31 protein-coding genes and 1 other annotated feature are annotated in these 24,897 nt (G+C 37.9%); of the genes, 29 read left to right on the top strand and 2 right to left on the bottom strand.

Going from position 1 to position 24,897, the window contains the following annotated elements:
• Nucleotides 1–26: 26 nt before the first annotated feature.
• From ACZLO7_RS06810 to pheA, 22 genes are all read left to right on the top strand, one after another.
• Nucleotides 27–527: a prepilin-type N-terminal cleavage/methylation domain-containing protein gene (locus tag ACZLO7_RS06810; protein WP_464940983.1), complete on the top strand. Its 501-nt coding sequence runs from the start codon at nucleotides 27–29 to the stop codon at nucleotides 525–527.
• A gap of 129 nt (nucleotides 528–656) precedes the next feature.
• Entirely contained in the window at nucleotides 657–1,631 is a 975-nt protein-coding gene (gene pilM, locus ACZLO7_RS06815; RefSeq protein ID WP_464940984.1) for a type IV pilus biogenesis protein PilM, read from the top strand.
• A gap of 3 nt (nucleotides 1,632–1,634) precedes the next feature.
• Nucleotides 1,635–2,222, top strand: a complete 588-nt coding sequence (locus tag ACZLO7_RS06820) for a PilN domain-containing protein (RefSeq protein WP_464940985.1) — start codon at nucleotides 1,635–1,637, stop codon at nucleotides 2,220–2,222.
• Complete coding sequence (locus tag ACZLO7_RS06825; RefSeq protein WP_464940986.1) at nucleotides 2,219–2,938, top strand: hypothetical protein; 720 nt, start codon at nucleotides 2,219–2,221, stop codon at nucleotides 2,936–2,938. Before ACZLO7_RS06820 ends, ACZLO7_RS06825 begins: the two co-directional genes overlap by 4 nt.
• 22 nt (nucleotides 2,939–2,960) lie before the next feature.
• Entirely contained in the window at nucleotides 2,961–3,716 is a 756-nt protein-coding gene (locus ACZLO7_RS06830) for a prepilin peptidase (protein ID WP_464940987.1), read from the top strand.
• 83 nt (nucleotides 3,717–3,799) lie between these two features.
• Entirely contained in the window at nucleotides 3,800–4,423 is a 624-nt protein-coding gene (locus ACZLO7_RS06835) for a hypothetical protein (protein ID WP_464940988.1), read from the top strand.
• A gap of 87 nt (nucleotides 4,424–4,510) precedes the next feature.
• The gene (locus ACZLO7_RS06840; RefSeq protein WP_464940989.1) at nucleotides 4,511–5,122 is read left to right on the top strand and encodes a Maf family protein; all 612 of its coding nucleotides are present in this window, start codon (nucleotides 4,511–4,513) and stop codon (nucleotides 5,120–5,122) included.
• Nucleotides 5,112–5,810 (top strand): RadC family protein, encoded by a 699-nt coding sequence (radC, locus tag ACZLO7_RS06845; protein ID WP_464940990.1) that lies wholly within the window; start codon nucleotides 5,112–5,114, stop codon nucleotides 5,808–5,810. The genes ACZLO7_RS06840 and radC overlap by 11 nt, the downstream gene beginning before the upstream one ends.
• A 94-nt stretch (nucleotides 5,811–5,904) precedes the next feature.
• On the top strand, nucleotides 5,905–6,924 hold the full coding sequence (locus ACZLO7_RS06850) for a rod shape-determining protein (protein ID WP_038187415.1): 1,020 nt from the start codon (nucleotides 5,905–5,907) through the stop codon (nucleotides 6,922–6,924).
• 13 nt (nucleotides 6,925–6,937) lie between these two features.
• Nucleotides 6,938–7,855 carry a rod shape-determining protein MreC gene (gene mreC / locus ACZLO7_RS06855; protein ID WP_464940991.1) on the top strand — a complete coding sequence of 306 codons (918 nt, stop codon included), beginning with the start codon at nucleotides 6,938–6,940 and terminating at the stop codon, nucleotides 7,853–7,855.
• Nucleotides 7,855–8,382 carry a rod shape-determining protein MreD gene (mreD, locus tag ACZLO7_RS06860; protein ID WP_464941001.1) on the top strand — a complete coding sequence of 176 codons (528 nt, stop codon included), beginning with the start codon at nucleotides 7,855–7,857 and terminating at the stop codon, nucleotides 8,380–8,382. Before mreC ends, mreD begins: the two co-directional genes overlap by 1 nt.
• A gap of 20 nt (nucleotides 8,383–8,402) precedes the next feature.
• On the top strand, nucleotides 8,403–9,074 hold the full coding sequence (minC, locus tag ACZLO7_RS06865; protein ID WP_464940992.1) for a septum site-determining protein MinC: 672 nt from the start codon (nucleotides 8,403–8,405) through the stop codon (nucleotides 9,072–9,074).
• A 1-nt stretch (nucleotide 9,075) separates the two neighbouring features.
• Complete coding sequence (gene minD / locus ACZLO7_RS06870) at nucleotides 9,076–9,873, top strand: septum site-determining protein MinD (protein WP_464940993.1); 798 nt, start codon at nucleotides 9,076–9,078, stop codon at nucleotides 9,871–9,873.
• A gap of 504 nt (nucleotides 9,874–10,377) precedes the next feature.
• The gene (locus ACZLO7_RS06875; protein WP_464940994.1) at nucleotides 10,378–10,920 is read left to right on the top strand and encodes a peptidoglycan DD-metalloendopeptidase family protein; all 543 of its coding nucleotides are present in this window, start codon (nucleotides 10,378–10,380) and stop codon (nucleotides 10,918–10,920) included.
• Between the two features lie 2 nt (nucleotides 10,921–10,922).
• The gene (locus ACZLO7_RS06880; protein WP_464940995.1) at nucleotides 10,923–11,549 is read left to right on the top strand and encodes a site-2 protease family protein; all 627 of its coding nucleotides are present in this window, start codon (nucleotides 10,923–10,925) and stop codon (nucleotides 11,547–11,549) included.
• A 45-nt stretch (nucleotides 11,550–11,594) separates the two neighbouring features.
• Nucleotides 11,595–11,671 (top strand) — a sequence feature (ribosomal protein L21 leader region).
• 13 nt (nucleotides 11,672–11,684) lie between these two features.
• On the top strand, nucleotides 11,685–11,993 hold the full coding sequence (gene rplU, locus ACZLO7_RS06885) for a 50S ribosomal protein L21 (RefSeq protein WP_427733436.1): 309 nt from the start codon (nucleotides 11,685–11,687) through the stop codon (nucleotides 11,991–11,993).
• 16 nt (nucleotides 11,994–12,009) lie between these two features.
• Complete coding sequence (locus ACZLO7_RS06890) at nucleotides 12,010–12,357, top strand: ribosomal-processing cysteine protease Prp (RefSeq protein ID WP_464940996.1); 348 nt, start codon at nucleotides 12,010–12,012, stop codon at nucleotides 12,355–12,357.
• A 15-nt stretch (nucleotides 12,358–12,372) separates the two neighbouring features.
• Nucleotides 12,373–12,666, top strand: a complete 294-nt coding sequence (gene rpmA, locus ACZLO7_RS06895) for a 50S ribosomal protein L27 (RefSeq protein ID WP_038188306.1) — start codon at nucleotides 12,373–12,375, stop codon at nucleotides 12,664–12,666.
• Nucleotides 12,667–12,859: 193 nt separating this feature from the next.
• On the top strand, nucleotides 12,860–13,396 hold the full coding sequence (locus ACZLO7_RS06900) for a Spo0B domain-containing protein (RefSeq protein WP_464940997.1): 537 nt from the start codon (nucleotides 12,860–12,862) through the stop codon (nucleotides 13,394–13,396).
• Nucleotides 13,397–14,686 carry a GTPase ObgE gene (gene obgE, locus ACZLO7_RS06905; RefSeq protein ID WP_464940998.1) on the top strand — a complete coding sequence of 430 codons (1,290 nt, stop codon included), beginning with the start codon at nucleotides 13,397–13,399 and terminating at the stop codon, nucleotides 14,684–14,686.
• A 19-nt stretch (nucleotides 14,687–14,705) separates the two neighbouring features.
• On the top strand, nucleotides 14,706–15,161 hold the full coding sequence (thrR, locus tag ACZLO7_RS06910; protein WP_038187384.1) for a transcriptional regulator ThrR: 456 nt from the start codon (nucleotides 14,706–14,708) through the stop codon (nucleotides 15,159–15,161).
• Between the two features lie 15 nt (nucleotides 15,162–15,176).
• Nucleotides 15,177–16,052, top strand: coding sequence for a prephenate dehydratase (pheA, locus tag ACZLO7_RS06915; protein WP_464940999.1), 876 nt, complete (start codon nucleotides 15,177–15,179; stop codon nucleotides 16,050–16,052).
• Between the two features lie 68 nt (nucleotides 16,053–16,120).
• Here the strand turns inward: pheA and ACZLO7_RS06920 are convergent.
• Both ACZLO7_RS06920 and ACZLO7_RS06925 read right to left on the bottom strand, forming a co-directional pair.
• Nucleotides 16,121–17,265, bottom strand: a protein-coding gene (locus ACZLO7_RS06920; RefSeq protein ID WP_511261377.1) for an IS3 family transposase whose coding sequence is annotated in 2 segments (ribosomal slippage) — nucleotides 16,121–16,992 and nucleotides 16,992–17,265 — 1,146 coding nt in all. Because the reading frame shifts where the segments join, the coding sequence is not laid out codon by codon here.
• A 125-nt stretch (nucleotides 17,266–17,390) separates the two neighbouring features.
• Nucleotides 17,391–17,924 (bottom strand): transcription repressor NadR, encoded by a 534-nt coding sequence (locus ACZLO7_RS06925; RefSeq protein ID WP_464940758.1) that lies wholly within the window; start codon nucleotides 17,922–17,924, stop codon nucleotides 17,391–17,393.
• Between the two features lie 137 nt (nucleotides 17,925–18,061).
• Here ACZLO7_RS06925 and ACZLO7_RS06930 point away from each other — a divergent pair, with 137 nt between their 5' ends.
• The 7 genes from ACZLO7_RS06930 (at nucleotide 18,062) to yajC (ending at nucleotide 24,722) form a co-directional block, all read left to right on the top strand.
• Nucleotides 18,062–19,519: a LysM peptidoglycan-binding domain-containing protein gene (locus tag ACZLO7_RS06930; protein ID WP_464940757.1), complete on the top strand. Its 1,458-nt coding sequence runs from the start codon at nucleotides 18,062–18,064 to the stop codon at nucleotides 19,517–19,519.
• Nucleotide 19,520: 1 nt separating this feature from the next.
• Nucleotides 19,521–20,384: a phosphotransferase gene (locus ACZLO7_RS06935; protein WP_464940756.1), complete on the top strand. Its 864-nt coding sequence runs from the start codon at nucleotides 19,521–19,523 to the stop codon at nucleotides 20,382–20,384.
• Nucleotides 20,385–20,546: 162 nt separating this feature from the next.
• Nucleotides 20,547–21,167: a Holliday junction branch migration protein RuvA gene (ruvA, locus tag ACZLO7_RS06940; RefSeq protein WP_464940755.1), complete on the top strand. Its 621-nt coding sequence runs from the start codon at nucleotides 20,547–20,549 to the stop codon at nucleotides 21,165–21,167.
• Nucleotides 21,168–21,186: 19 nt separating this feature from the next.
• Nucleotides 21,187–22,191 carry a Holliday junction branch migration DNA helicase RuvB gene (gene ruvB / locus ACZLO7_RS06945; protein WP_464940754.1) on the top strand — a complete coding sequence of 335 codons (1,005 nt, stop codon included), beginning with the start codon at nucleotides 21,187–21,189 and terminating at the stop codon, nucleotides 22,189–22,191.
• An 18-nt stretch (nucleotides 22,192–22,209) separates the two neighbouring features.
• Entirely contained in the window at nucleotides 22,210–23,262 is a 1,053-nt protein-coding gene (queA, locus tag ACZLO7_RS06950) for a tRNA preQ1(34) S-adenosylmethionine ribosyltransferase-isomerase QueA (RefSeq protein ID WP_464940753.1), read from the top strand.
• Nucleotides 23,263–23,265: 3 nt separating this feature from the next.
• Complete coding sequence (gene tgt / locus ACZLO7_RS06955; protein ID WP_427750727.1) at nucleotides 23,266–24,408, top strand: tRNA guanosine(34) transglycosylase Tgt; 1,143 nt, start codon at nucleotides 23,266–23,268, stop codon at nucleotides 24,406–24,408.
• Nucleotides 24,409–24,452: 44 nt separating this feature from the next.
• On the top strand, nucleotides 24,453–24,722 hold the full coding sequence (gene yajC / locus ACZLO7_RS06960) for a preprotein translocase subunit YajC (RefSeq protein WP_464940752.1): 270 nt from the start codon (nucleotides 24,453–24,455) through the stop codon (nucleotides 24,720–24,722).
• Nucleotides 24,723–24,897 lie beyond the last annotated feature (175 nt).

Consider the following 24,897-nt stretch of genomic DNA (forward strand, 5'->3'; position numbering starts at 1 on the left):
TCTAATTGAAGGGAGGTGAAAAGTAGATGACGAACGACCGAATAGAACTGACATCTAGTGAAGAGCTTACATACAAAAATGAGGGAGGATTTATCATGAACAAACTAATGAAATTAATGAAAAATGAAAAAGGTATGACACTAATCGAACTATTAGCAGTAATCGTAATTATCGCGATTATCGCATTAATTGCTATTCCTGCAATTGGGAATATTATTAATAACTCTCATGATAAAGCAATCCTAGCTGATGCTTCAAGTATTATTTCTGGTGCAAAAATTGCATTTACGGATGGTGAATGTGAGAGTGAAACGTCATGCACTGCAGAGAATTTGAAGGAATTTGTTAGTAAAGATGGAACTGATTTAACGGGTGTTAGTGTGACACGCGATAAAAATATTTACACTTTAACTTATCCTGAACTAGCTAATATGAAAGGGAAATTAAAGGGCAAAGTAGAAGGTACCATAACAAGTGATAAACTGGCAGAATTAATGGGTAATAAGAAAGAAGGAACAAAAGAATAAAAACAGAATACAGTAGCCCTTCGCTGCTGTATTCCCTTTAATCTTTCGTTGAAGAAAGTCATAGCATTTCTTTTGCATTCTCTGCTTTCTCCACCGAAGTATTAAAGCTTGCATCTAGGAGGTCCTCTGATGATATTTAAGAAGAAGAAGCGGCAGTTGTCGCTAGTTTATAATGACTACGCAATGCATATGTTAATAGTCAGTTTAAATGATTTAACACTATCTAAAATAGAAAGTAAGCCATTAGAAGAGGGAATCGTTGTTGATGGAATTATTGAGGACGAGCTTTCCTTTTTTGAGATATTAAAGGAACAAGTGAAGAAGTGGAGTTTGAAAGGCCAGGATGTACGTTTTTTTGTGCCGGATAGCACAGTCATGATGAAGATGATTGACCATCCGCAGGAATTAAAAGGAGAAGAAGAGATTGAAGAGTATGTGGAGATGGAGCTAGGCCGTTCTATTCATCTACCTTTTGAAGATGCGCTTATTGATATTTATGATGCACAGTCTGGGGATGGCAAGGCGACTTTGTTTGCTACGAGTACAGATGAGGTACAGAAGTTGACGGGGCTTTTAGCTGATGCTAGTTTAACGCCTATTGTTGCAGATATTAAAGCTATTTCTAATCTACGTTTGCTTGAGATGGTTATGCCGAATATACATAATAGCATCACGCTAATCACAGATTGGTCTATTAACGAGCTCTCATTAACGATTTATTCGCAGGGGGAAGTCGAATTTTTACGTTATCAAACGATTAATACAGAGCGTAGTAAATGGTTTCCTAAACATACAGAAGATGCCTTTTATTTCAGTTACAGTGATAATGTGATGAATTATAAAACAGCATTGATGGAGCCGTTATCTGAAATTGACCGTATTTTAAACTTCTATCATTATTCTTTGAATAAGGGTGAAAAAAGTGTTGAAGATATTGTTGTTATAGGAGATTCTCCAGAGTTGCCTTATATAATTGACATGCTAGAAAGTCAATTAGCTTTGCCGATACATACTTTAACAGATTCAGTGATTACTAGTAAGTTCCCTAACTTTAAGACATCACAATCGAGTTTAATTGGATTAGCCTTAAAGGAGGTAGAGTAGGATATGATTCCAGATATTAATCTCTTACCTAAGATAGAAAGGAAAAAGACAAGCAGTCTACTTTTATGGTTATTTGTGGCTGTCGTTTGTTTGTTGCTTATTGCTGCTGGGGTGAAATATTTTGCATTAAAAAGTGAGATTGAAACACTGACTGCAGAGGAGCAAGAGATATCGGCTAAAATTGATGACTATAATGATCAAATCTCTAATTTTGAGCAACAATCACAAGGCTCTCTTGAACAATCAGTACAATTTGTTGAATCAGTTTCTTATCCGGTTACACCGATAATAGATAGTGTAGAGAGACATCTTGAACCTTACGAAAAATTTACAAAGATGAACTTTAATGATGAGGGTATCACGGTGAATATCGATTTTGAAACGCTTAATGATGTCTCTATATATGTTCAAAAGTTATTAGAGGACAATTTATATACAGATGTCCAAATTGATAAAGTTACGGCTTTTAAACCAGAAAAAAATGAGTATAATAATGCCGATTCAGATGAGGACTTAGTACCCCGTTATACAGCAGAGATAAAATTGGCTATTAGTAATTCAGATTTACTTGCGGAGGTAGAACATCCATGACTTCATTAGCAAACAATAGGAAATCAGCATATATTCTAATCGGGGTACTTGTTTTTGCCTTGTTATTTTCTATCTTTTATTACGTTATCTATCCGAAAATGGAGGAAAGTAATTTATTGAAATATCAAATAGCTGATGCGAGGGATAAGGAAGCTACTTTAGCAAAGCAACTTGGTGTGATAAAGAAAGAACAGCAGGCTAATAAGAAAAGTATTAATGAGTTAAAAACAAAAGTACCTTTAACTCGAGAGCTAAGTAATATACTAAATTCGATTGAACAGGTTGAATTAGTAAGTGAAACGAAGGTGCTTGACGTTACTTTTAATAACTATGATACTGCTGTAAAAGAAAGTATTCAAACTGCCGAACAACCGGTGACTTCTTCTACTGGTGTTGAAACTCAAAATCAATCACCTAGTACTGATGCAAAAAATAGTGATAATGAAGAGGTTGTTACGCCTGTCTCCCCTATTACTTCTAGCAGTTTACCTGAAACTTTAAAGTTAATGACTATGAAACTATCAATTAGCGCACAAGATAAGGAGGAAATAAGAGCGTTCTTAAAAGAGGTAGAAGTATTGCCTCGTATTATGCGTATTGACTCTGTTGAGTATGAGGTGCCAAATATAGATGTACAAAGTTCAGAGACAGTGGAAGGTCTTGAGGCAACCGTACAACTTACGGTATTCTATTATGAGGGCCCACTAGAAAAATAAAACTATAATAAGAGGGATATAAATGATAACTGTTTATGCACTATTCTTTTTTATATTTGGTTTAGTTTTTGGTTCGTTTTTTAATGTCGTTGGGTTAAGGGTACCTAAAGGAGAGTCGATTGTTCGACCGCCTTCACATTGTACAAATTGTCAAAGGCGTCTAACATATCAGGACTTAGTGCCTGTTTTATCTTTTTTGTTTTTGAAAGGTAAGTGCAGAAGTTGCGATGAAAAAATTCGCTGGATATATCCGTTAATGGAACTCTTAACAGGTGTTTTTTTTGCATTGGCATATTTGGAATTGGGATTGAAGCCGGAATTAATTATCGCACTATTGTTTATTTCGATGTTAATCATTATTACTGTTTCAGATATTGCGTATATGTTGATACCTAATAGGATTTTATTGTTTTTTGGTGTGTTATTAGCGGTGGGACGTATATTCATCCAGACGGATCCGTGGTGGAATAGTATTGTTGGTGCAATTGGAGGTTTTTTAATATTATTACTTGTGTCTATCCTGTCGAAAGGTGGTATAGGGGGCGGGGATATTAAATTATTTTTCATTATAGGACTAGTGTTAGGTATTTTTTCGACATTACTTGCGTTATTCTTGGCTTCGGTCATTGGTTTAATAGCGGGTGCTATACTATTAATCTACCGAAAGCAGGGACGTAAAACGCCGATTCCTTTTGGTCCATCGATTGCAGTTGCAAGTATACTTGCGTATTTCTATGGTGAACAAATCCTCGAATGGTATATGAATTTGTTATTTTAACAAGATAAATTTTGTAGACAAGACGACAAGAGTCTTGTCTTTTTTTATGGTCATCATGCTACGGTTAATAGAGGGGTGATGAGATGAAATTTGAATCTAGAAATAATAAAAAAATGCTGCTCTTGTCTATGGTCCATGGTGTGATTATTGGTGTGGCAGGAGTATTTCTATTTTTCATTGCATTGCATTTTTTTGATGGACAAGCAGATGAACAAGTTAGTAATAAGAAAACTGCAACAAAAACGACAACAACTGCTAAGGTTGATGACAAAGCATATACTTTTTATGTGCAGCAATATGGTGTTTTTTCAAGTGAGCAATCCGCAACGGAATTTCTAGGTACTAATCCAAAGCTATATAACAGTGCTATCGTTTCATTTGGTGGTCAATATTTTGTATGGTCTGCTGTTGGAACAAAAGAAAAAGAAATTAAAGAAAGGGTAGATAAAGATTCTTTCGTAAAAGAGATTAGCTTTAGCGGTGCTAAGTGTGAAAATCCTGCACTTGTCGAAATGCCGAAAGTGCTGAGTGCTTCAAAAGTGTCAAAGTTTACTTTTGATAGCTCTAAGAAAAAGATAGAACCACCTTCTAAATGGGCTTCTAACATTGAAGCGGTGTCAAAGGTTTCTGATGATATTCTAGTGATTAGATTACAGCTAATTAGCCATTATACAGCTCAAAACAAATGTCTCAAAATTGGATTTTAAGGTGTTAATAACGGTCAAATCTTGATTTTAACACTTTTGAAAAAAATGTCGTTTCGATTATGATGTCAAAAAAAGGAGGGAATTGGAATGACTTTAAATCCAGTTACGACTATTGTCTTAGTGAGCCCAAGGGGCAACGCAGAGGATATTTTTTCTAGTATTCAGGTACCTTATGAGGTTGAGTATCATCATGTAGCCATTGATTATCCTTCGGCTGCATCGCCTTTGGATTTTACTGTGTATTGTTCTTTTGTGACTTTGTGGCGACAGTTTATGGTGGATCATAATAAGGCATATATTTCGGTGAAAAGGACCATTAGTATCGATGGGGAAATTTTATGCCCCCCTACTACTAGACGGGCAGCATATCGTTATTTAGCTAAATTATCAAATTGTCAACATATTGTAACGACTGCGGTTGCTGTTAGATATCATGGGCAGGTAACAATGCTTGTGGTGGAGTCTAAAGTAAGGATGAAAAAGCTCTCTAAAAAAATAATTGAACATTATGTTGAAACGGGGGAACCTTTTGAACATGATATTGGTTATAATATACAAGGATTAGGGGCAAATTTATCGCAATCTATTGAAGGTGATTTTGATAATGTCGCGGGATTACCAATCAACGCTTTGCAAGAGCATTTAATTAGCAAAAAGATTCTTGTTGCAAAGGAAGAGGAGGTAGTCGATGTCTACTGACACTATTAAATCGATTATGATCCGTGATGTACATCAAGATGACCGCCCTAGGGAACGTTTAAAACGACAAGGCGCAGAGAGTTTATCGAACCAAGAGCTTATCGCAATATTATTACGGACAGGAACAAAAGAAGAATCTGTTTTACATATTGCAAATCGAGTGTTAACCTCTTTCGAACAGCTTCACGAATTAAAGCATGCAGCCATTGAGGAAATCATGTCTGTAAAAGGAATTGGAGAGGCAAAAGCAATTCAATTACTTGCTGCTATCGAACTTGGTAGAAGGATGTCGCAACAGCGAATAGAAGACCGCTATACTATCCGTTCTCCTCAAGATGCTGCTACATACTTAATGGCTGATATGACTGCTTTACTACAAGAGCATTTCGTAGTGTTGTTTTTGAATGTAAAAAACCAAATTATTCATAAGCAAACAATCTTCATTGGTAGTTTAAATGCGAGTATCGTCCACCCACGCGAAATTTTTCGTGAAGCTGTTAAACGATCTGCTGCTTCGCTTGTTTGTGCGCATAATCATCCCTCTGGCAACCCCGCTCCTTCACCAGAAGATATTGAAGTGACAAAACGAATTCAAGAAGCCGGCTATATAATAGGTATAGAGCTTTTAGATCATGTCATAATTGGGGATCACCAATTTATAAGTTTAAAGGAGAAAGGGTACATGTAACACTGTAATTTTTCATTCCTTTCCGTTATAATAAAACTTATGATTTAATGACAGCTAAGAAAGTTATGGCTATAGAGAAAGGAAGAACATAATAGTGTTTGGATTAGGTGGGAAAGATGTCGGGATTGACCTCGGCACAGCAAATACATTGGTATTTATTAAAGGAAAAGGAATCGTACTCAGAGAACCTTCTGTAGTTGCGAAAAATACAAAAACAGGTGAAATCGTAGCAGTAGGTAACGATGCGAAAAATATGATTGGACGTACTCCAGGTTCAATCGTAGCAATCCGTCCAATGAAAGACGGCGTTATTGCTGATTTTGATATTACTACTACTATGATTCAATATTATTTACGTGAGGCTATGAAATCTTCAGGTGGTAACTGGAAGAAGCCGAATGTGATGATTTGTGTACCTTATGGTATTACATCTGTTGAACAACGTGCTGTTATAGATGCATCTCGTCAAGCGGGCGCAAAAGATGCTTTCACAATTGAAGAGCCATTTGCTGCAGCAATTGGTGCTAACTTACCAGTTTGGGAACCAACAGGTAGTATGGTTGTTGATATCGGTGGTGGTACTACTGAAGTTGCTGTTATTTCATTAGGTGGTATTGTGACAAGTGAATCTGTACGTGTTGCAGGTGACGCAATGGATCAAGCTATCACAGCTTATATTCGTAAATCATATAATTTAACAATTGGTGAACGTACTTCTGAATCTATTAAAATGGAAATTGGTTCTGCTAGCACTGAAGGTCCAGAAGAGCGCATGGAAATTCGCGGTCGTGATTTAGTAACTGGTTTACCAAAAACAATTGAAATTTCTTCTATCGAAATTGCTGAAGCATTACGTGAATCTATCTCTGCTATTATCGATGGCGTGAAGAAAACATTAGAACAAACTCCTCCAGAGCTTTCTGCTGATGTTATGGAACGCGGTATTGTATTAACTGGTGGTGGAGCTTTACTGAAAAGCTTAGATAAAGTTATTAGTAGCGAAACAAATATGCCGGTATTTATTGCTGAAAACCCTCTTGATTGTGTTGCAATTGGTACTGGTATGGCGCTAGATCATATCGATTTAGTACGTCGTCAACAAACGAAAGGTTAAGGAGGTTTAGGCAATGCCACAGTTTTTCTCGAATAAGCGATTAATTTTGCTGCTTGTCGGCGTAATTTTCCTCGTGGCATTGATTAGCTTCTCCTTACGCGATCGTCAAAACGCCTCGCTTCCTGAACAAATTATTAAAGATACGGTCGGTTTTGGACAATCTATAGTGTCCAAGCCGGCGCACTATATAACAGGAATCTTTAATAATGTCGATGCATTATTAAACACGTATGATGAAAACAAAAGATTAAAATCGCGTTTGGAAGAATTTGCAGTACTGCAGGGCGAAGTCAATGATTTAAAGATTGAAAATGACAAGCTAAGAGCTATAATTGATAAAAAAGCGGATTTGAAGAAATTCAACCCAATTCAAGCAACGGTTATTGCGCGTAATCCTGATCAATGGGAAGAAAAGTTGATCCTGGATCAAGGTACGATGGATGGTATAAAAGTCAACATGGCTGTTAGAACATCTGAAGGCTTAATCGGTAAAATTGTGCAAACTACACCGTATACATCCGAAGTAGAGTTATTGACTACAAATAATCCGAACTATCGTGTTTCCGCGGTTGTTGCAAATAAAAAACAAGTATTTGGCTTAATAGAAGGATTCGATGAAAAACGTAACGAATTAATACTAAAACGTATTGACTCTAGTTTGAATGTGAAAAAAGGCGATAAAGTTATGACATCTGGTTTGGGCGGTATTTTCCCGAAAGGTATTCTGATTGGGGAAGTAACGAAAGTTACTACAGATGATTATGGTTTAACAAAACTTGCTTATGTGAAACCAGCTGCTAATTTTTCAATGCTTGATCATGTTATTATTGCGAAAAGAGAATCTATTAATATCGATGGTTCTGATGGTAATAAAACAAACAATGACGAAACAAATAAAACTACTACTAACACGACTGGGGATGGAAAATGATGGCACGTTTTCTAATTCCTCTAGTCGCTGTTGTGCTGTTCTTTTTGGAAACTGAATTCGCTCTATTTTCACCGATTGAGTGGAATGGTGAGTTAGCCTATTTAGTACCGAGATTTTTGATACTATATTTGATATTTCTTTCGATTTATTATAATCGGAAACGAGCTATGCTATATGGATTAATTTTTGGACTCTTGTATGATATCTTTTACATTGATATTATTGGATTATATTCATTCTTGTACCCATTTATTTGTTTTATAGCAGGTTCTACAGTAAAATATATCCATCAGCATTTGTTTGTAACAACAACATTATCGTTACTATTAGTCGCATTACTAGAGATAATCTTACATCAATTTTTCTTAATAATTGGATTTACGACTATTCCATTTTCAGAATTTTTAAATCAGCGTCTAATACCAACAATGATTGCGAACTCCATTTTCCTCATTATGCTTGGTTGGACGTTTAGATATTTAATACAAGCGCGCGTATTGCAAAAAGCAAATCAATCCATTTTATAAAAAATCGTGAGGTGACGCATTTGTCGACAAAGCAGCTAGTCTATATTAAAGGTACGAAGGATGGACTTGTGCTTCGACTAGACGATCAATGCGCTTACTCAGAGTTAATCGATGAACTTAAGCGTAAGGTGTCCGAAGAAGGTATGGAAGGTCAAGCTGAAGTACAGATTCAATTAGGAAATCGATATTGTGATGAAGAACAATTAAAAGAAATATTGCATATTGTTCAGCAATCCGAGCATTTAAAAGTTTCAAAGATTAAGAGCGATGTAATTTCTGTAGAGGAAAGTAATCGTAGAGTGGTAGAAAGCAGATCAGCTACTTATGTGGGTATCGTACGATCGGGACAAACTATTCGTGCGGAAGGTGACTTAGTAGTTGTTGGAGATGTAAATCCTAATGCTAGAGTTGAAGCTGGCGGTAGTATTTTCGTCTTAGGACGTTTAAAGGGAATTGCTCATGCAGGAGCAAAAGGTAACCGTGAAGCAGTTATAGCAGCGTCTTGGCTTGAAGCCACCCATCTACTGATTGCAGACTTGATGGAACTTATGACAAATGAATTAGCCGTTTTATCTGAAACACCTGAAATGGAATGTGCGTACATACATTCAAATGGTCATATTACGATTGACCGCTTGCAAGATTTGCGTTTATTTAGACCAAATCTGTCTACATTTAAAGGAGGAAGCTAATGTGGGAGAAGCAATTGTAATAACTTCTGGTAAGGGAGGCGTTGGTAAAACAACGACTACTGCAAATCTAGGAACTGCATTGGCCCTTCAAGGAAAAAAAGTATGCTTAGTTGATACAGACATCGGTTTACGCAACCTTGATGTTATCCTTGGATTAGAGAACCGCATTATTTATGATTTAGTAGATGCTATTGAAGGTCGATGTAAAATTCATCAAGCACTTGTAAAAGATAAACGCTTTGATGAATTACTATTTTTATTACCTGCTGCTCAAACGACAGACAAGACAGCAGTAACACCACAACAAATGAAACAGTTAATTGGTGAATTAAAAAGAGATTATGATTTTGTCTTAATTGACTGTCCAGCAGGAATTGAACAAGGTTATAAAAACGCTGTTGCTGGTGCAGATAAAGCAATAGTTGTAACAACACCTGAAATTTCAGCGGTACGTGATGCTGATCGTATTATTGGTTTGTTAGAACAAGAAGAAATAGAACCACCTAAATTAATAATTAATCGGATTCGTCCACATTTAATGAATCGCGGCGATACATTAGATGTGAACGAAATTACTACACACTTATCAATTGATTTGGTAGGAATCATTCCAGATGATGAAAATGTGATTAGCTCATCCAATAAGGGTGAGCCGATTGTGATGGAGCCGACTACACAAGCGGCTTTAGCATATCGCAATATCGTACGACGAATCCTAGGTGAATCGGTGCCGCTTATGACATTGGAAGGTGAGAGTAAAGGCATGTTTGCTAAACTCAAATCACTATTCTCTAAATAAACTCTTCCGTAATTGGACAAGCATGGATGAGGTAAATATTGTTCTCTTTTAGTTGGACTACTCCACATTTAAAATGTGTGGAGTAGTCTTTTTGTTTGAAAGTAATATTAAAGGTAAATATGGGAATAAGGAAATTAAACTCAGTACCGAAAAAACGAGTTTAATTATTCATTTCTCTCAAAAATCATAAATAATTTGCTATAAAGTTTATATGTAACATGTAAATAATGGGGAAGCGGGAGTTGGCGTTTTTTGGTTTGGAGAAGCGTCTGTTCGACTCCTGCGGAAAAAGCGAGACAGACGAGACCCTGCAGGAGCGTAGCGACGAAGCGGCTCGGCGCTCGCCCGTGGAAAGCGAGCGGTAAGCTTCGGAAAACCAGATCTATCTTGTATAAGAATAAAAAGACTGCAGAAAACTCGGTATTTTCGAGTTTGTCTACAGTCTGTAATGAAATATTGACTCTTCTCATATATTGCAATAAAGAATACTATGAGGTGAAGATTTTGAAAAATAAAATGAAGTGGATTTTGGCATTCCTCATTACACTTAGTGTAGTCACGGTTTCGTTGCTTGAAAAAAATGGCACGATGCAGACGAACATTAAGCAAATTACAAGTTCTGGTGAAGACTTTGTTATGCTACGAAATTGGACAAAGGGTTTGCTTAATCCGGATGGTAAACAAGGTGAGTCAATTACTGTAACAGCCCCTCTGTATGAGGGAGAGCTCGCTGCGTTTTCAACTTTACAGCCGTTTTCGAACGGTGCTCTTCTTTCTTATAAAGAGAATATTAGTATCCGAGCAAGACAAGATGGAATTGTCATTTTTACTGGACATACGCAATCGTTAGGGAAGACGATGACTGTCATTTATGAAAATGGAGAAAATGTTACGTATGGTTTTCTAGATGAGTTGACAATACTACCATATACCTCTATTAAAGAAGGAGAAACAATTTCGAATTTAACGTCAGGTCGATTTTATTTACAAGTTGAGAAAAAGGGTACTATGCTTGATTCAACTGCGATAAAAGAGTGGATGAAGTAAGGATGAAGATAAAGTTACAGAAATTTCGTATACATCCAACAATGATACCGATAATAATTATATTGTTGTTGTCAGGTAATGTAGCTCATTATGCCATGATTCTCGGCTCATTGCTTTGGCATGAGTGTGGTCATTTAATATCTGCAAGTAAATATAAACTTATAATTGAAGGTTGTACGATCATGCCTTATGGTGGGGAAATTAGACTTTCGAAAACGCAGAAGATTCGTAAAAGGCATAGGTTGGTAGTTGCGGCTGCTGGACCTATTGCTACACTTTTTCTCTTAATTATGGCTCTATTCATGCCAGGGCCTCTTCAAGAACCGTTAATATACATACAGTGCTTTATTTTATTTATCAATTTATTGCCGATTTGGCCATTAGATGGCGGTCGTATAGTTGAAATTTTAATAAGTGGAAAAGAACCAATGTATGAAATACATGAGTTTTTTTTAAAGTATTCAATAATCACTTGTTTAGCGGTTCTGGTATGCTGTATTTTATTTTTACCAAAATCCGTTTTTTTGCTCTTTTTATTTCTATTTATTTTATTTCAAAATATAAAAGAGTGGCGATATCGAAAATATACTAAAGCATTTGAAAAGTATGCGTTGAATATATTGACTTAGTAGATTCTATGTGGTAGTATTTTAATGTTATTGTTTGTAGCACCCGTGCTACTACAACCGCGCTGAAAAGGTTTTAAGTATCTTTCGGGATCACCTGATTGAGGGCGAGTCTGAGTTATAAGAGGAGGTGCAGATATGTACGCAATTATCGAAACTGGTGGTAAACAAATCAAAGTTGAAGCTGGCCAAGAAATCTACGTTGAGAAATTAAACGCAGAAGATGGTGAAGTGGTTACTTTTGACAAAGTTTTATTCGTAGGTGGCGAAGCAGTTAAAGTTGGTGCTCCATTCGTGGCAGGCGCTACTGTAACAGCTAAAGTTGAAAAACACGGTCGTCAAAAGAAAATCGTTGTTTTCAAACTTAAAGCTAAGAAAAACTACCGTCGTAAACAAGGTCACCGTCAACCTTACACTAAATTAGTAGTTGAAGCTATCAACGCTTAATAGTGAGGGTGATTAAATGATCCAAGTAACGATTAATCACGATGAAAACAGACATGTATCTTCATTTGAAATGAAAGGTCACGCAGAATTTGATGAACACGGTAAAGATTTAGTATGCGCATCAGCATCAACAGTTGCCTTTGGCGGTGTTAATGCCATGTACAAAATACTAAAAGTTGAGCCGACTATTCAGCAAAATGGTGAAGGTGGATATCTCCACGTCACATTGCCAGCCGATTTAGATGAAGAATTAGACAGTCAATTACAACTTATTGTTCGAACAATGATTACACAATTGGAATCAATTGTGGAAAGTCGTGGGAGTTACGGACAATATATTCAGATATCATATTCCCAAATGTAGGAGGTGGAACAGATGATGTTATTAACTTTAGATCTTCAGTTTTTCGCTTCGAAAAAAGGGGTAGGTTCTACTAAGAACGGTCGTGACTCTGAGTCAAAACGCCTTGGAGCTAAACGTGCTGATGGTCAATTCGTTTCTGGTGGATCAATTCTTTACCGTCAACGCGGTACTAAAATTTATCCAGGTGAAAACGTTGGCCGCGGTGGAGACGATACACTTTTTGCAAAAGTTGACGGCGTAGTTAAATTTGAACGCTACGGTCGCGACAAGAAAAAAGTAAGTGTATACCCTGTCGCTCAAGAAGCTTAATTTCAAAAGCTAAGGACTGCATTTATTGCAGTCCTTTTTCATGCACTGGTAAAAAGTATGTTTTTAGTAACCAGTTCCTGTTCTAAATCGGCTTTCGCTCAAGTTAGCGGAGGCCTTGTTTTTCTAATGCGAGAAAAACCGATGAAAAATTGGTATACTGAAGACTGAACATCTTATTGGAGGAGTGTGTACAATGACTGAAAAGCCTCTCACCGTAAATGAAGTGCTACGCTTTGCACACCATGATTTTTTAAATCAGCTTCAACTAATAAAGATTAATTTGGATATGGGACGTGTTGAGGGCTCAAAGGAAGTTGTTTCTGGAGTGGCAGAACAATGCCGTATTTTCTTCAATATTAATCAATTAGGATTACCAAAAACGATTGAATGGTTACACACATTGAAATGGCGTTATCCGTCCTATCAAGTAACAATTCTAAGTAACGTTGACTCTGAGGTGGATATAGCATTAGATAGACCGATCAAAGATCATTTAGAGCGGACTGTCTCCTATGTATATTCTTCATTAAACCCATATATAGAGCAAAATCTATCACTTCACATCAACTCAACGCAAGAAAAATTAGAAATTTCATTTCATTTAAAGGGCTCATGGGATATGAAGCCATTCGAAGAAAAATTAGAGCATCAATCAATAATGATTAAAAATAATCATTATACAAATGAAGATTGGTGTTATTGCATAGAAGTAAGCAAGGAGGGTATTTAAATGTTTGTTGATCACGTAAAGGTCTTTGTTAAAGGTGGAGACGGCGGAGATGGTATGGTAGCTTTCCGTCGCGAAAAATTTATACCAAATGGTGGCCCAGCAGGTGGCGATGGTGGTAACGGTGGGGACTTAATCTTTATCGTTGAAGAAGGTCTACGTACATTAATGGATTTCCGTTATAAACGTCATTTCAAAGCAGAACGCGGTAATCATGGTATGAGTAAAAACCAACATGGTAAAAATGCAGAAGATTATTATGTAAAAGTGCCACCTGGTACTATCGTAACTTCTGAAGAAGATGGACGAGTTATTGCTGATTTAGTAGAACACGGTCAAACGGCTATTATTGCTCGCGGTGGACGTGGAGGACGAGGAAACTCTCGTTTTGCAACACCATCAAATCCTGCGCCAGAACTTTCTGAAAAAGGCGAGCCAGGACAAGAGCTTAATGTTATATTAGAGTTAAAGGTATTAGCTGATGTAGGCTTAGTCGGTTTCCCAAGTGTAGGTAAATCAACATTACTATCAGTTGTTACTGCAGCAAAACCAAAGATCGGTGCTTATCATTTCACAACAATCGTGCCAAATTTAGGTATGGTTGAAACAGAAGATGGCCGTAGTTTCGCAATGGCAGATTTACCAGGGTTGATTGAAGGTGCACACCAAGGTGTTGGACTAGGACATCAATTCCTACGTCATATTGAGCGTACACGCGTAATCGTGCATGTTATTGATATGTCTGGTATGGAAGGCCGCGAACCTTATGAAGATTACTTAACAATTAACAAAGAATTAGAACAATATAATCTACGTTTAACAGAACGTCCACAAATTATTGTTGCCAATAAAATGGACATGCCTGATGCGGAAGAAAACTTACAAGCTTTCCGTGAAAAAGTAGGAGAAGATGCGAAAATTTTCCCGATTTCTGCTGTTTCTCGTAAAGGGTTGAAAGAATTACTATTCGCTGTAGCAGACTTATTAGAAGTAACACCTGAATTTGCATTGAATGATGTAGAAGAAGAAGAAACAGATGCTACTGTTTTATACAAACATGAATCACAAGGTCCTGACTTCGAAATTTCACGTGACGATGATGGTTCGTACGTATTAAGTGGCTCTTCTATCGAAAGATTATTCAAAATGACTGACTTCAGTCGTGAAGATTCAATTCGACGTTTTGCACGTCAATTACGCGGTATGGGTGTTGATGAAGCATTAAGAGAACGTGGCGCTGAAAACGGCGATATTGTTCGATTACTTGAATTTGAATTTGAATTTATAGAGTAAGTATTTAGGGGGGAAAGAGATGAAAAATGTAGCAGATCAACGCTATTATTTAGTACGCGAAGATGTTCTGACAGATGCCATGCAAAAGACACTTGATGCGAAGTATCTATTACAAACGGGTGCCGTTTCTTCAATATGGGATGCTGTTAAGCAAGTAGATTTATCTCGTAGTGCATTTTATAAATACCGAGATGCTGTTTTCCCCTTTCACTCTATTGTTCAAGAGCGTATTTTAACTGTTTTTTTACAGCTTGAAGATCGTAAAGGAACATTAGCACGTCTATTATCGACTGTCACTGAAACGCATTGTAATATTTTGACCATTCACCAAACGATTCCAATTCAAGGAAGAGCGAACGTGACTTTATCGTTAGATGTGACAGCTATGGATATAGAGTTAGATGATTTAATACAGCAACTAAAAAAATTAGATTTTGTAGAGTCAGCAGAGGTAATTAGTTCAGGCGCATTATAAGGGGGCTTTTTTGAATTGACATCAAAAGAGTGGGAAAATAGAGTGGCTTATTTAGGCCCAGCAGGCACGTTTACGTATTTAGCTACGCAAGAGTTATTTCCAAACGAATGGCTTATTCCTTACAAAACAATTCCGGAGTGCATTGAAGCAGTCGCATCCAGTCAAGTGGATTTAGCAGTAGTACCTGTAGAAAATGCGCTTGAAGGATCTGTACCGTTAACAATTGACTATTTATATCATGAAGCGGATTTATATGTAGTTGGAGAAGTATTATCCCCAATTGCACAACATTTAATGGTAAATCCAAAATACGCTGATCATTGGGAAGGTATTGAGGGCATCTATTCACACCCTCATGCTCTTGCTCAATGTCACAAATATTTATATTACAGATTTAGAGGGACTCCGTTAAATCAAACCACATCGACGGCAGCAGCAGCTCAATATATAGCTGAAAACCCTGATCAATGTATTGCTGCAATTGGTAATATTTCTGCAGCAGAGACTTATGGCTTAAACATTGTTCAAGATAATATTCATGATTTCCATTTTAATCATACACGGTTTTTCGTTCTATCAAGAACTAATAAACGGATTGAAAAAGAGCAGCGCGAGGAACAAATCAAAACAACGGTAATGATTACGTTACCTAATGACCGTTCAGGAGCATTACATCAAGTACTATCTGTATTTGCATGGCGCCAAATTAACTTAAGTAAAATCGAGTCAAGACCGTTGAAAACTGGTTTAGGCGACTATTTCTTTATTGTTGATGTGCTAGAAGATGAAAATGCACCGATGATGAGAGGTGCGATTGATGAGCTATCTGCATTAGGATGTTCGGTAAAATCACTCGGCACGTATTATACATATAAAAATAGTCAAGGTTGAAAAACAAATATAAAAACCTCTTAGCATTTTGGCACTGAGTATCATTTTTGAGACAATAAGAAAACACCTTATTTTGCAGCCAGTTGACGATATTGTACCGGCGACTGGCTGTTTAATTTCGTTTTAATCCGGATATTGTTATAATAATAAATGTATTCTTCGACCATATTTATTACGCGCGCATTTGTCGTGCGGTAAATTTCGTCGAGGTAGAACGTTTCAGACTTTAGCGAGGAGTGAAACGTTTCGATTGGGGAATTATCAACGGGCGTGCCTTTACAAGACATGCTCATGGTAATTCCCTTTTCTTTGATTGTTTTTTGATATACATAAGATGTATATACAGATCCTTGATCACTATGCAGAATGCAGCCCTCTGGTAAATTAGGTAATTGATTGAGCGTATCTAAAACAAAGGCTGTATCTTGCTTAGACCCAATAGTTTGTGCAATAATCTCGCCATTAAACAGATCTAATATACTTGAAAGATACATCATGGTTTGTCCAAAAGGCAAGTAGGTAATATCTGTTACGAGCTTCTCTAATGGTTTTGTTGCACTAAAATTGCGGGCTAATAAATTGGGAGCGATGTAAGCTGGTTGGCCCGTACGTTTACGTTTCTTTACTTTTACACGGCACTGCCAGTTATATTTTTGCATCACACGTTGCACTGTTTTCTCACTAATACCTGTTAATGATTTTGTGATTTTTCGATAACCGTATCTAAATTTGTGTAGCTTGCACAAGTTACCAATTTGTTGGTCTCGAAGCTCCTTTGGTGTTTGCGTATGAACTTTTGCTTTCCAACGATAGTAAGACGAACGGGCAACTCCTAAATGAAGACAGATTTCACCAATTGACATTCTTCCTTTTAACTCCTCCACTAATTGAACTACGACTCTTGAGACCACTTCCTCTCCAACTCTGCGTACTTTTTTAATACTTCAATCTGTTGTTTTAGATAACGATTTTCAGCTTGTAACTTTGCGGTTTCACTTCCATATTCAGGGCCTTTACCGAAGGTATATTGTTTACCCACTGGCTGTTCAATCCGATGTAATTCACCATTTCGATACCATTTCAACCATGTTTTTAATTGACTGTGATTACGAATATTCAACTCTTCTAATACTTGCTTTACAGGAATCCCAGCTAACCTCATCTCAATTGCCTTCATTTTAATTTCTACTGGATAACTGACTCTTGTCCCCATAGAAAAAACACCTCCACGTTGGTTTTTAAAGGTAGGATACCCATTTTTTCAACGAAAGGTGTTTTTATTTGTCTCATATTTTTAGGTCAGTGCCTTTTTGCTAAGAGGTTTTTATATACAGAAAATTAATTTGTCGCAATTAAAAAGCCCTTTTGTTGTAATTGCTGTACAGCAAAATTTAATTTATCTTCAGAGGAAGCAGAAATAAGGTGGATATGAATTCCTTCTGTTAGCTCCAATAAAAGATTTGATTTTGTGTCGGTCAGCTTTTGCATAAATTGTTGTACGTCGTGACGACTTGAGACCATGATGGAAGCTGTAATTTCCCCATATACGGCATGTTCTACAGTAACGTTTTTCACCGTGACTCCGGCATCAACGATTATATTTAATTCTTCTTCAGTATCGGTAGATGTGTGACGACATGCAATTTGACGTTCATAGAGCGTTGTATCTGCATTAGCAGTAAATAATACATAACCTTGGCTAGTCGCAATAATCGGTGCATTACGTGCTTTTAGTAAGGCTATATCGCTGACAATAACTTGTCTCGATACACTGGTGCGTTTTGCGAGTTCAGTACCGGTAATTGGTTGTCCTTCTCGCTTTAGCATATCCAGAAGTATCTCTCTACGTTCTTCTCCTAATAATTTTTTCATCTAAATCACCTCTAATGCAAGCATAAATTGCCCTTCTCAACTCATAGTGTAACATGAAAGGCCCTCACTGAAATATAAAATCGGGTGACCAATTGTGAAAGCTTTTCATATGATGTAAAGACGGAAGGAGGAATAAAATGCGCACTCATACGGTCCAAAAAGGCGATACTTTATGGAAAATCGCAAGACAGTATGGCATTTCTTTTGAAGATTTGAAACGCTTAAATGCCCATTTGGCGAATCCCGATTATATCGTACCGGGTATGGAGATTTTCTTGCCTGCTGTACCTAAAAAGGACGCGCCGACTCACTCACATAAGGAGCACCCAGTAAAAGAAGCACCAATACATCATCCAGTAAGAGAAGCACCAATGCACCAACCGGTAAAACAAGCACCAATGCATCACCATCATCATGAGAAGGAAGCACCGATGCATCACCATCATCATGAGAAGGAAGCACCGATGCATCACCACCATCATGAGAAAGAGGCACCAAAGCATCACCATCATCCGGTGAAAGAGGCACCGATACATCACCATCATCCGGTGAAAGAGGCACCAATACATCACCATCGTCCGGTGAAAGAGGCGCCAATACATCACCCAGTAAAAGAAGCACCAATTGTGGAGCCAGTACCTGTTCCACATATACATCCACATGAACATCATCGTCCAGTCAAAACACGTATAGAGTTTGTTGAACAACGTGAAGAGGAAATAATTATTCAACCGATAAGAGAACATAAGCCTACACCACCGCCGCCGCCGATAAAGCCGATACAGCCTAGTCTGCCACCAATGCCGCCGCCAATGCCGCCACCATGCCCGCCGCCAATGATGCCGCCATGTCCGCCAACAATGATGCCGCCATGTCCGCCACCAATGAAGCAACAATGTCCATCAACAGGCATGCCACCATGTCCGCCGAATGAAATGCCGCCATGGGGTGGAGTATCACCAATGCCGATGCCAATGCCAATGCCGATGCCGCAAGAACCGAATTGGCAAAATCAACAACCATGGTCACCGAATGAAATGCCGCCATGGGGTGGAGTATCACCAATGCCAATGCCAATGCCAATGGCACAAGAACCGAATTGGCAAAATCAACAACCATGGCCACCAACAGGCATGCCAGCAAGTCCGCCAAATGAAATGTCGCCATGGGGTGGAGTATCACCAATGCCAATGCCACAAGAACCAAGTTGGCAAAATCAACAACCAATGCCACCAATGCCGCCATCAGGTTGGCAAATGCCTGAATCAACTAGAGATTGTGGATTTGATGAGTCTTTAGGTTTTGGACATCACCATGGTCCGCAACAACCAATGCCACCGCAATGGCAGCAACCAATGCCACCGCAATGGCAACAACCAATGCCACCGCAATGGCAGCAACCAATGCCACCGCAATGGCCAGTTCAAGGACAACAATGGCAGCAACCTAACAATATGATGCCAATGCCAATGCCGATGCCAATGCCGAATATGCCGATGCCAAGTATGCCAATGCCAAATTGGCCGACATCTCCGGGTGGTTGTCAACAGCCCCAACCGTACCCACAACCTAGAACTTCTGTAGATTATAATTGAAGTGAATCAGAGCGGTATTTTCAGAAGGGTTAAGCCGAACGTTTGGCAATGGACTATTAATGGGCATAATTATTCGATTAAACGGTACGGGAATAAAGGAACGGCTGACAAGGTTCGTATTGTTCATCACCAATTAAAAAAGGCTGAATTTCCGAATATATTACCGGTTATTGCAAGTGATGACCCTGCTGCTATAGTGCAACCATGGGCATCTAATGTGCGATCAGTGAAATTTAACCGTATTGAAGAGCGAACAAAAACATTAGAATTGTTGTATAGGCTACATGCAACAAATAGTGATATCAATTGGCCTGAGTTCGGGGTGTTTTTGCCACAATATGATTTACAGTTGAAGTGGCACGATCGTTTGTTAAAATTCAAGGCTAAAAAAGAGCAGATAGCGCAGTTTTTAGGTTTTCCGGCTGTAGAACAGCTTATTATTTATGCAGAACAAGCGCTAAAAAGTATGCCACCTGTAAAAAACAAAAAAACAACAATTTTGCATGGAGATGTTGTGCATCATAATTTTTTAATGACAGAGAAAGGCAAGGTGTATTTGATTGATTTTGATTTAGCAGCTATTGGTTATGCTGAGGATGAAATCATCATGTGGATGCATCGTGTACTTCCTCATGTCGATTACAATTTGCCTAAACTTTTAGAGGAGCAGCCACTTTTGCAAGGATTTCCGAAAGAGCAATTACTGGCGATTCGTTATCCTAATGAGCTGTTAAGAGAATGGCTCTATGTTGATGTCATTGCTACGCAGCGCAAAGCGGCTTTCATCGAAGAACTTGTGGCATTTACAAATGTGGCGCTCTCATCTTGGCCGAAATTATGGTATGATAGTGGAAGTCTTAAATAGAATAGATGTTTGTCTTTTTTTGAGAAAAGGATATGACAGATAAGCTTCAGATAGGTCGTTTAGGCGATCTATCTTTTTCTACTGTCATCTGACAAAGGTCTGACATCCTAATGAAACAAATAATATGCTATAATCATAGCGTTGAATATAAGGGGAATTGCTATGTATGACTACATAATTGGACAAGTAACAAGAGTTACTCCAGAATATATCGTCATGGAGCAGCAAGGAATTGGTTGGCAATTGTATACGCCAAATCCATTTGCGTTTCATGTTCAAAAAGAATCACTACAAGTCTATACGCATCATCACGTAAGAGAAGATGCACATCTATTATTTGCTTTTAAATCATTAGAGCAACGCGAATTATTCCGTAAACTAATACAAGTATCGGGTATTGGACCTAAAGGAGCAATGGCTATTTTAGCAAGTGGCAATCCGTCTCAAGTTATACAAGCAATTGAACAAGAAGATGAAGTATTCCTTGTAAAGTTCCCTGGTGTCGGAAAAAAAACAGCTCGCCAAATGATTTTAGATTTAAAAGGAAAACTAGATGCATTACTTGATAATGTTGAGTTACCAAGTGGAGAAGATGAATTGCCTCTATTTGGAGTGAATCCAAACAAACATGAATTAGATGAAGCTTTACTAGCGTTAACGGCTTTAGGGTATTCTGAACGTGAGTTAACAAAAATTCGACCGCTACTTGATGAAGATAATCTACTTACTTCAACTGAAGCATATATGAAGAAAGCTTTACAACTATTATTAAAACAAAAATAAAAGAAAGGAGGAATAGTTCATGGACGAGCGCGTTGTATCGAGTGAAGCATCTAACTTTGATGAACAATTTGAGCAATCACTAAGACCTCAGAACCTAGCACAATATATTGGCCAACAAAAAGTTAAAGATAATTTGAAGATATTTATCGAAGCGGCGAGAATGCGCGAAGAAAGTCTGGATCATGTACTTCTATATGGACCTCCAGGGCTAGGTAAAACAACCTTAGCTGCAGTTATTGCTAATGAGATGAATGTCCAAATTCGTATGACTAGCGGACCCGCTATTGAGCGACCAGGAGATTTGGCAGCAATCGTTAGTTCTCTTGAGCCTGGAGATGTCTTATTTATCGATGAAATTCATCGTCTACCTCGAGCAATTGAGGAAGTACTGTATCCTGCGATGGAAGACTTTTGTTTAGATATCGTCGTTGGGAAAGGTCCTGCGGCACGCTCTGTTCGTCTTGACTTACCTCCTTTTACATTAGTAGGAGCAACTACAAGAGCAGGTGCATTATCAGCTCCGCTTCGAGATCGCTTTGGTGTATTGTTACGACTTGATTATTATGACGAGCTATCATTAACAGAAATTGTATGTAGAAGTGCTGAGCTTTTTGATGTCAATATTGATAAAATAGCAGCAGGAGAAATTGCTAGAAGGTCCCGTGGAACACCTCGTATCGCAAACCGATTATTAAAAAGGGTTAGAGACTATGCACAAGTTATTGGAGACGGGGATATTACACTAGAGATGGCACAAGCTGCACTTGAGTTACTACAAGTTGATCCGTTAGGTTTAGATCATATCGATCACAAACTAATCACAACGATGATTGAACGTTTTAGAGGTGGTCCTGTTGGTTTAGATACGATTGCAGCAAGTATTGGCGAAGAATCGATGACAATTGAAGATGTCTATGAGCCTTATTTAATGCAAATTGGTTTCGTTCAGCGAACGCCAAGAGGTCGCTTAGCTACTACGCTAGCTTATGAGCATTTTGGCTATCCATTGCCATCACAAACATAAAACAAAAGGAAGTTAATAATGAAATTAGAAGACTTTGATTTTGAACTACCAGAAGAGTTAATTGCACAAACACCACTGAAAGACCGTACATCAAGCCGTTTAATGGTAGTAGATCGTGATTCAGGTGAAGTGACACATCATACTTTCCGTGATATTATCGAAGAACTACGCGATGGTGATTGCCTTGTATTAAATGATACACGTGTATTGCCTGCACGCTTGATGGGTGTGAAGGAAGAAACAGGCGCACATGTCGAAGTATTATTATTAAAACAAACGTCAAATGAAGATGAATGGGAAACACTGGTGAAACCTGCAAAACGTGTGAAAGTAGGTACTGAAATAACTTTCGGTGAAGGACTACTAAAAGCAACATGTACAGGTGAGTTAGATCATGGTGGAAGACTATTCAAATTCAACTACGAAGGAATCTTCTATGAAATTTTAGATCAACTTGGAGAAATGCCTCTACCACCATACATTCGTGAAAAGCTAGATGATCAAGATCGTTATCAAACTGTTTTTGCGAAAGAACGTGGTTCAGCTGCGGCTCCTACTGCAGGTTTACACTTCACATCAGACTTATTAGATGAAATTCGTGCGAAAGGTGTTAAAATAGCTTTCTTAACATTACATGTTGGTTTAGGAACATTCCGTCCTGTTAATGTCGAAACAATTGAAACACATGCAATGCACTCTGAATTTTATAATCTAACAGAAGAAACAGCAGCTATTATTAATGATACGAAACAAAATGGCGGTCGTGTAATTGCAGTGGGTACAACATCTACTCGTACACTTGAAACTATAGCAGAGCGCCATGATGGTAAGGTTGTAGCTGATAGTGGTTGGACTTCAATTTTCATCTACCCAGGTTTTGAATACAAAGCAATTGATGGTTTAATCACAAACTTCCATTTACCAAAATCAACACTAGTTATGTTAGTAAGTGCATTAACAACTCGTGAAATAATATTAAATGCTTACAATATCGCAGTACAAGAACGCTATCGCTTCTTTAGCTTTGGCGATGCGATGTTTATCCGTCCAAAAGCACAGAAAGGAAATTAATCAATGTCTCAAGCAATCAGATATGAGCTAATTAAAACAGATAAGCAAACAGGCGCACGCCTTGGTATCGTGCATACTCCGCACGGTTCTTTCGAGACACCAGCATTTATGCCAGTAGGTACTCAAGCATCTGTTAAAACAATGTCTCCAGAAGAAGTAAAAGATATGGGAGCAGGAATTATCTTAAGTAATACTTACCACCTATGGTTACGCCCAGGTCACGAAATTGTTCGTGAAGCAGGTGGTCTCCACAAATTTATGAACTGGGATCGTCCGATTTTAACAGATTCGGGTGGCTTTCAAGTATTTAGCTTAAGCCACATCCGTAAAATTGAAGAAGAAGGCGTTCATTTCCGTAATCACTTAAATGGTGATAAACTATTCTTAAGTCCTGAAAAAGCGATGGAAATTCAAAATGCACTTGGAGCAGATATTATGATGGCATTTGATGAATGTCCTCCGTTTCCAGCTACTTTTGAATATATGAAAGCTAGTGTAGAACGTACTTCTCGTTGGGCAGAACGTTGTCTAGAGGCTCATGCTCGTCCACAAGACCAAGGTCTATTTGGTATCGTGCAGGGTGGAGAATTTGAAGAGTTACGTAAGCAATCTGCCAAGGATCTTGTATCAATGGATTTCCCAGGCTACGCTATCGGTGGTCTATCTGTAGGGGAACCAAAAGATATTATGAACCGTATGCTTGAATATACAACACCGTTATTACCAGCAGAAAAACCACGTTATTTAATGGGAGTAGGCTCTCCTGACTCATTAATCGATGGTGCAATTCGCGGTATTGACATGTTTGACTGCGTATTACCAACACGTATTGCTCGTAATGGTACATGCATGACAAGCGAAGGTCGTTTAGTAATCAAAAATGCGAAATTCGCAAGAGACTTTGGTCCGCTTGATCCGAACTGTGATTGTTATACTTGTCGCAACTATTCACGTGCGTATATTCGTCACTTGTTGAAAGCGGAAGAAACATTTGGAATCCGATTAACTTCTTATCATAATTTATATTTCTTACAAGATCTAATGAGAAAAGTAAGACAAGCGATTCGTGAGGATCGACTTGGTGACTTCCGAGAAGAATTTTTTGAAGCATATGGTTTCAACAAACCAAATGCAAAAAATTTCTGATTCTTGTATACTATTGAAAGATATAGAAAGGGGGATTTTATACAATGGATATTTTACAAGGTATTGGCCCGATTATTCTTATGTTTGGTGTGATGTATTTACTATTAATTCGTCCAGCACAAAAACAACGTAAGAAAACGTCTCAAATGCAAAATAGTTTATCACGTGGCAATCAAATCGTGACAATCGGTGGATTACACGGTGAAGTTGACGCGATTGACGATACAACAGTTGTCATCAAAGTTGCTGATGGCACAAAACTACGTTTCGAGCGCGCAGCAATAGGTCGTGTTGTTGAAGATGCAACTAACTAATTAAAAGCGAACCAAAAGACTATTCCACACTTAAGTTGTGGAGTAGTCTTTTTTTTAACAATAATTTAAGAAAGTATATAACCATAATTTATAAGTAGAACATTAATTAAAGTGTCAAACAATTCTATTTTTAAAATAGGTAGACAATAGTTATTTTGAAACCGATGTTTTTTCG

The sequence above is a fragment of the Viridibacillus sp. d25.2 genome (genome assembly GCF_055456015.2).

Bases quoted from the DNA above. Each gene is read 5' to 3' on its own strand.
- pilM (WP_464940984.1), top strand. From the start codon at position 657: ATGATATTTAAGAAGAAGAAGCGGCAGTTGTCGCTAGTTTATAATGAC.
- ACZLO7_RS06825 (WP_464940986.1), top strand. From the start codon at position 2,219: ATGACTTCATTAGCAAACAATAGGAAATCAGCATATATTCTAATCGGG.
- ACZLO7_RS06880 (WP_464940995.1), top strand. From the start codon at position 10,923: ATGAAGATAAAGTTACAGAAATTTCGTATACATCCAACAATGATACCG.
- ACZLO7_RS06810 (WP_464940983.1), top strand. From the start codon at position 27: ATGACGAACGACCGAATAGAACTGACATCTAGTGAAGAGCTTACATAC.
- ACZLO7_RS06925 (WP_464940758.1), bottom strand. From the start codon at position 17,924: ATGAAAAAATTATTAGGAGAAGAACGTAGAGAGATACTTCTGGATATG.
- ACZLO7_RS06835 (WP_464940988.1), top strand. From the start codon at position 3,800: ATGAAATTTGAATCTAGAAATAATAAAAAAATGCTGCTCTTGTCTATG.
- radC (WP_464940990.1), top strand. From the start codon at position 5,112: ATGTCTACTGACACTATTAAATCGATTATGATCCGTGATGTACATCAA.
- ACZLO7_RS06840 (WP_464940989.1), top strand. From the start codon at position 4,511: ATGACTTTAAATCCAGTTACGACTATTGTCTTAGTGAGCCCAAGGGGC.
- yajC (WP_464940752.1), top strand. From the start codon at position 24,453: ATGGATATTTTACAAGGTATTGGCCCGATTATTCTTATGTTTGGTGTG.
- rplU (WP_427733436.1), top strand. From the start codon at position 11,685: ATGTACGCAATTATCGAAACTGGTGGTAAACAAATCAAAGTTGAAGCT.
- obgE (WP_464940998.1), top strand. From the start codon at position 13,397: ATGTTTGTTGATCACGTAAAGGTCTTTGTTAAAGGTGGAGACGGCGGA.
- mreD (WP_464941001.1), top strand. From the start codon at position 7,855: ATGGCACGTTTTCTAATTCCTCTAGTCGCTGTTGTGCTGTTCTTTTTG.
- ruvB (WP_464940754.1), top strand. From the start codon at position 21,187: ATGGACGAGCGCGTTGTATCGAGTGAAGCATCTAACTTTGATGAACAA.
- ruvA (WP_464940755.1), top strand. From the start codon at position 20,547: ATGTATGACTACATAATTGGACAAGTAACAAGAGTTACTCCAGAATAT.
- mreC (WP_464940991.1), top strand. From the start codon at position 6,938: ATGCCACAGTTTTTCTCGAATAAGCGATTAATTTTGCTGCTTGTCGGC.
- queA (WP_464940753.1), top strand. From the start codon at position 22,210: ATGAAATTAGAAGACTTTGATTTTGAACTACCAGAAGAGTTAATTGCA.
- ACZLO7_RS06900 (WP_464940997.1), top strand. From the start codon at position 12,860: ATGACTGAAAAGCCTCTCACCGTAAATGAAGTGCTACGCTTTGCACAC.
- ACZLO7_RS06830 (WP_464940987.1), top strand. From the start codon at position 2,961: ATGATAACTGTTTATGCACTATTCTTTTTTATATTTGGTTTAGTTTTT.
- ACZLO7_RS06820 (WP_464940985.1), top strand. From the start codon at position 1,635: ATGATTCCAGATATTAATCTCTTACCTAAGATAGAAAGGAAAAAGACA.
- tgt (WP_427750727.1), top strand. From the start codon at position 23,266: ATGTCTCAAGCAATCAGATATGAGCTAATTAAAACAGATAAGCAAACA.
- ACZLO7_RS06930 (WP_464940757.1), top strand. From the start codon at position 18,062: ATGCGCACTCATACGGTCCAAAAAGGCGATACTTTATGGAAAATCGCA.
- thrR (WP_038187384.1), top strand. From the start codon at position 14,706: ATGAAAAATGTAGCAGATCAACGCTATTATTTAGTACGCGAAGATGTT.
- rpmA (WP_038188306.1), top strand. From the start codon at position 12,373: ATGTTATTAACTTTAGATCTTCAGTTTTTCGCTTCGAAAAAAGGGGTA.
- ACZLO7_RS06890 (WP_464940996.1), top strand. From the start codon at position 12,010: ATGATCCAAGTAACGATTAATCACGATGAAAACAGACATGTATCTTCA.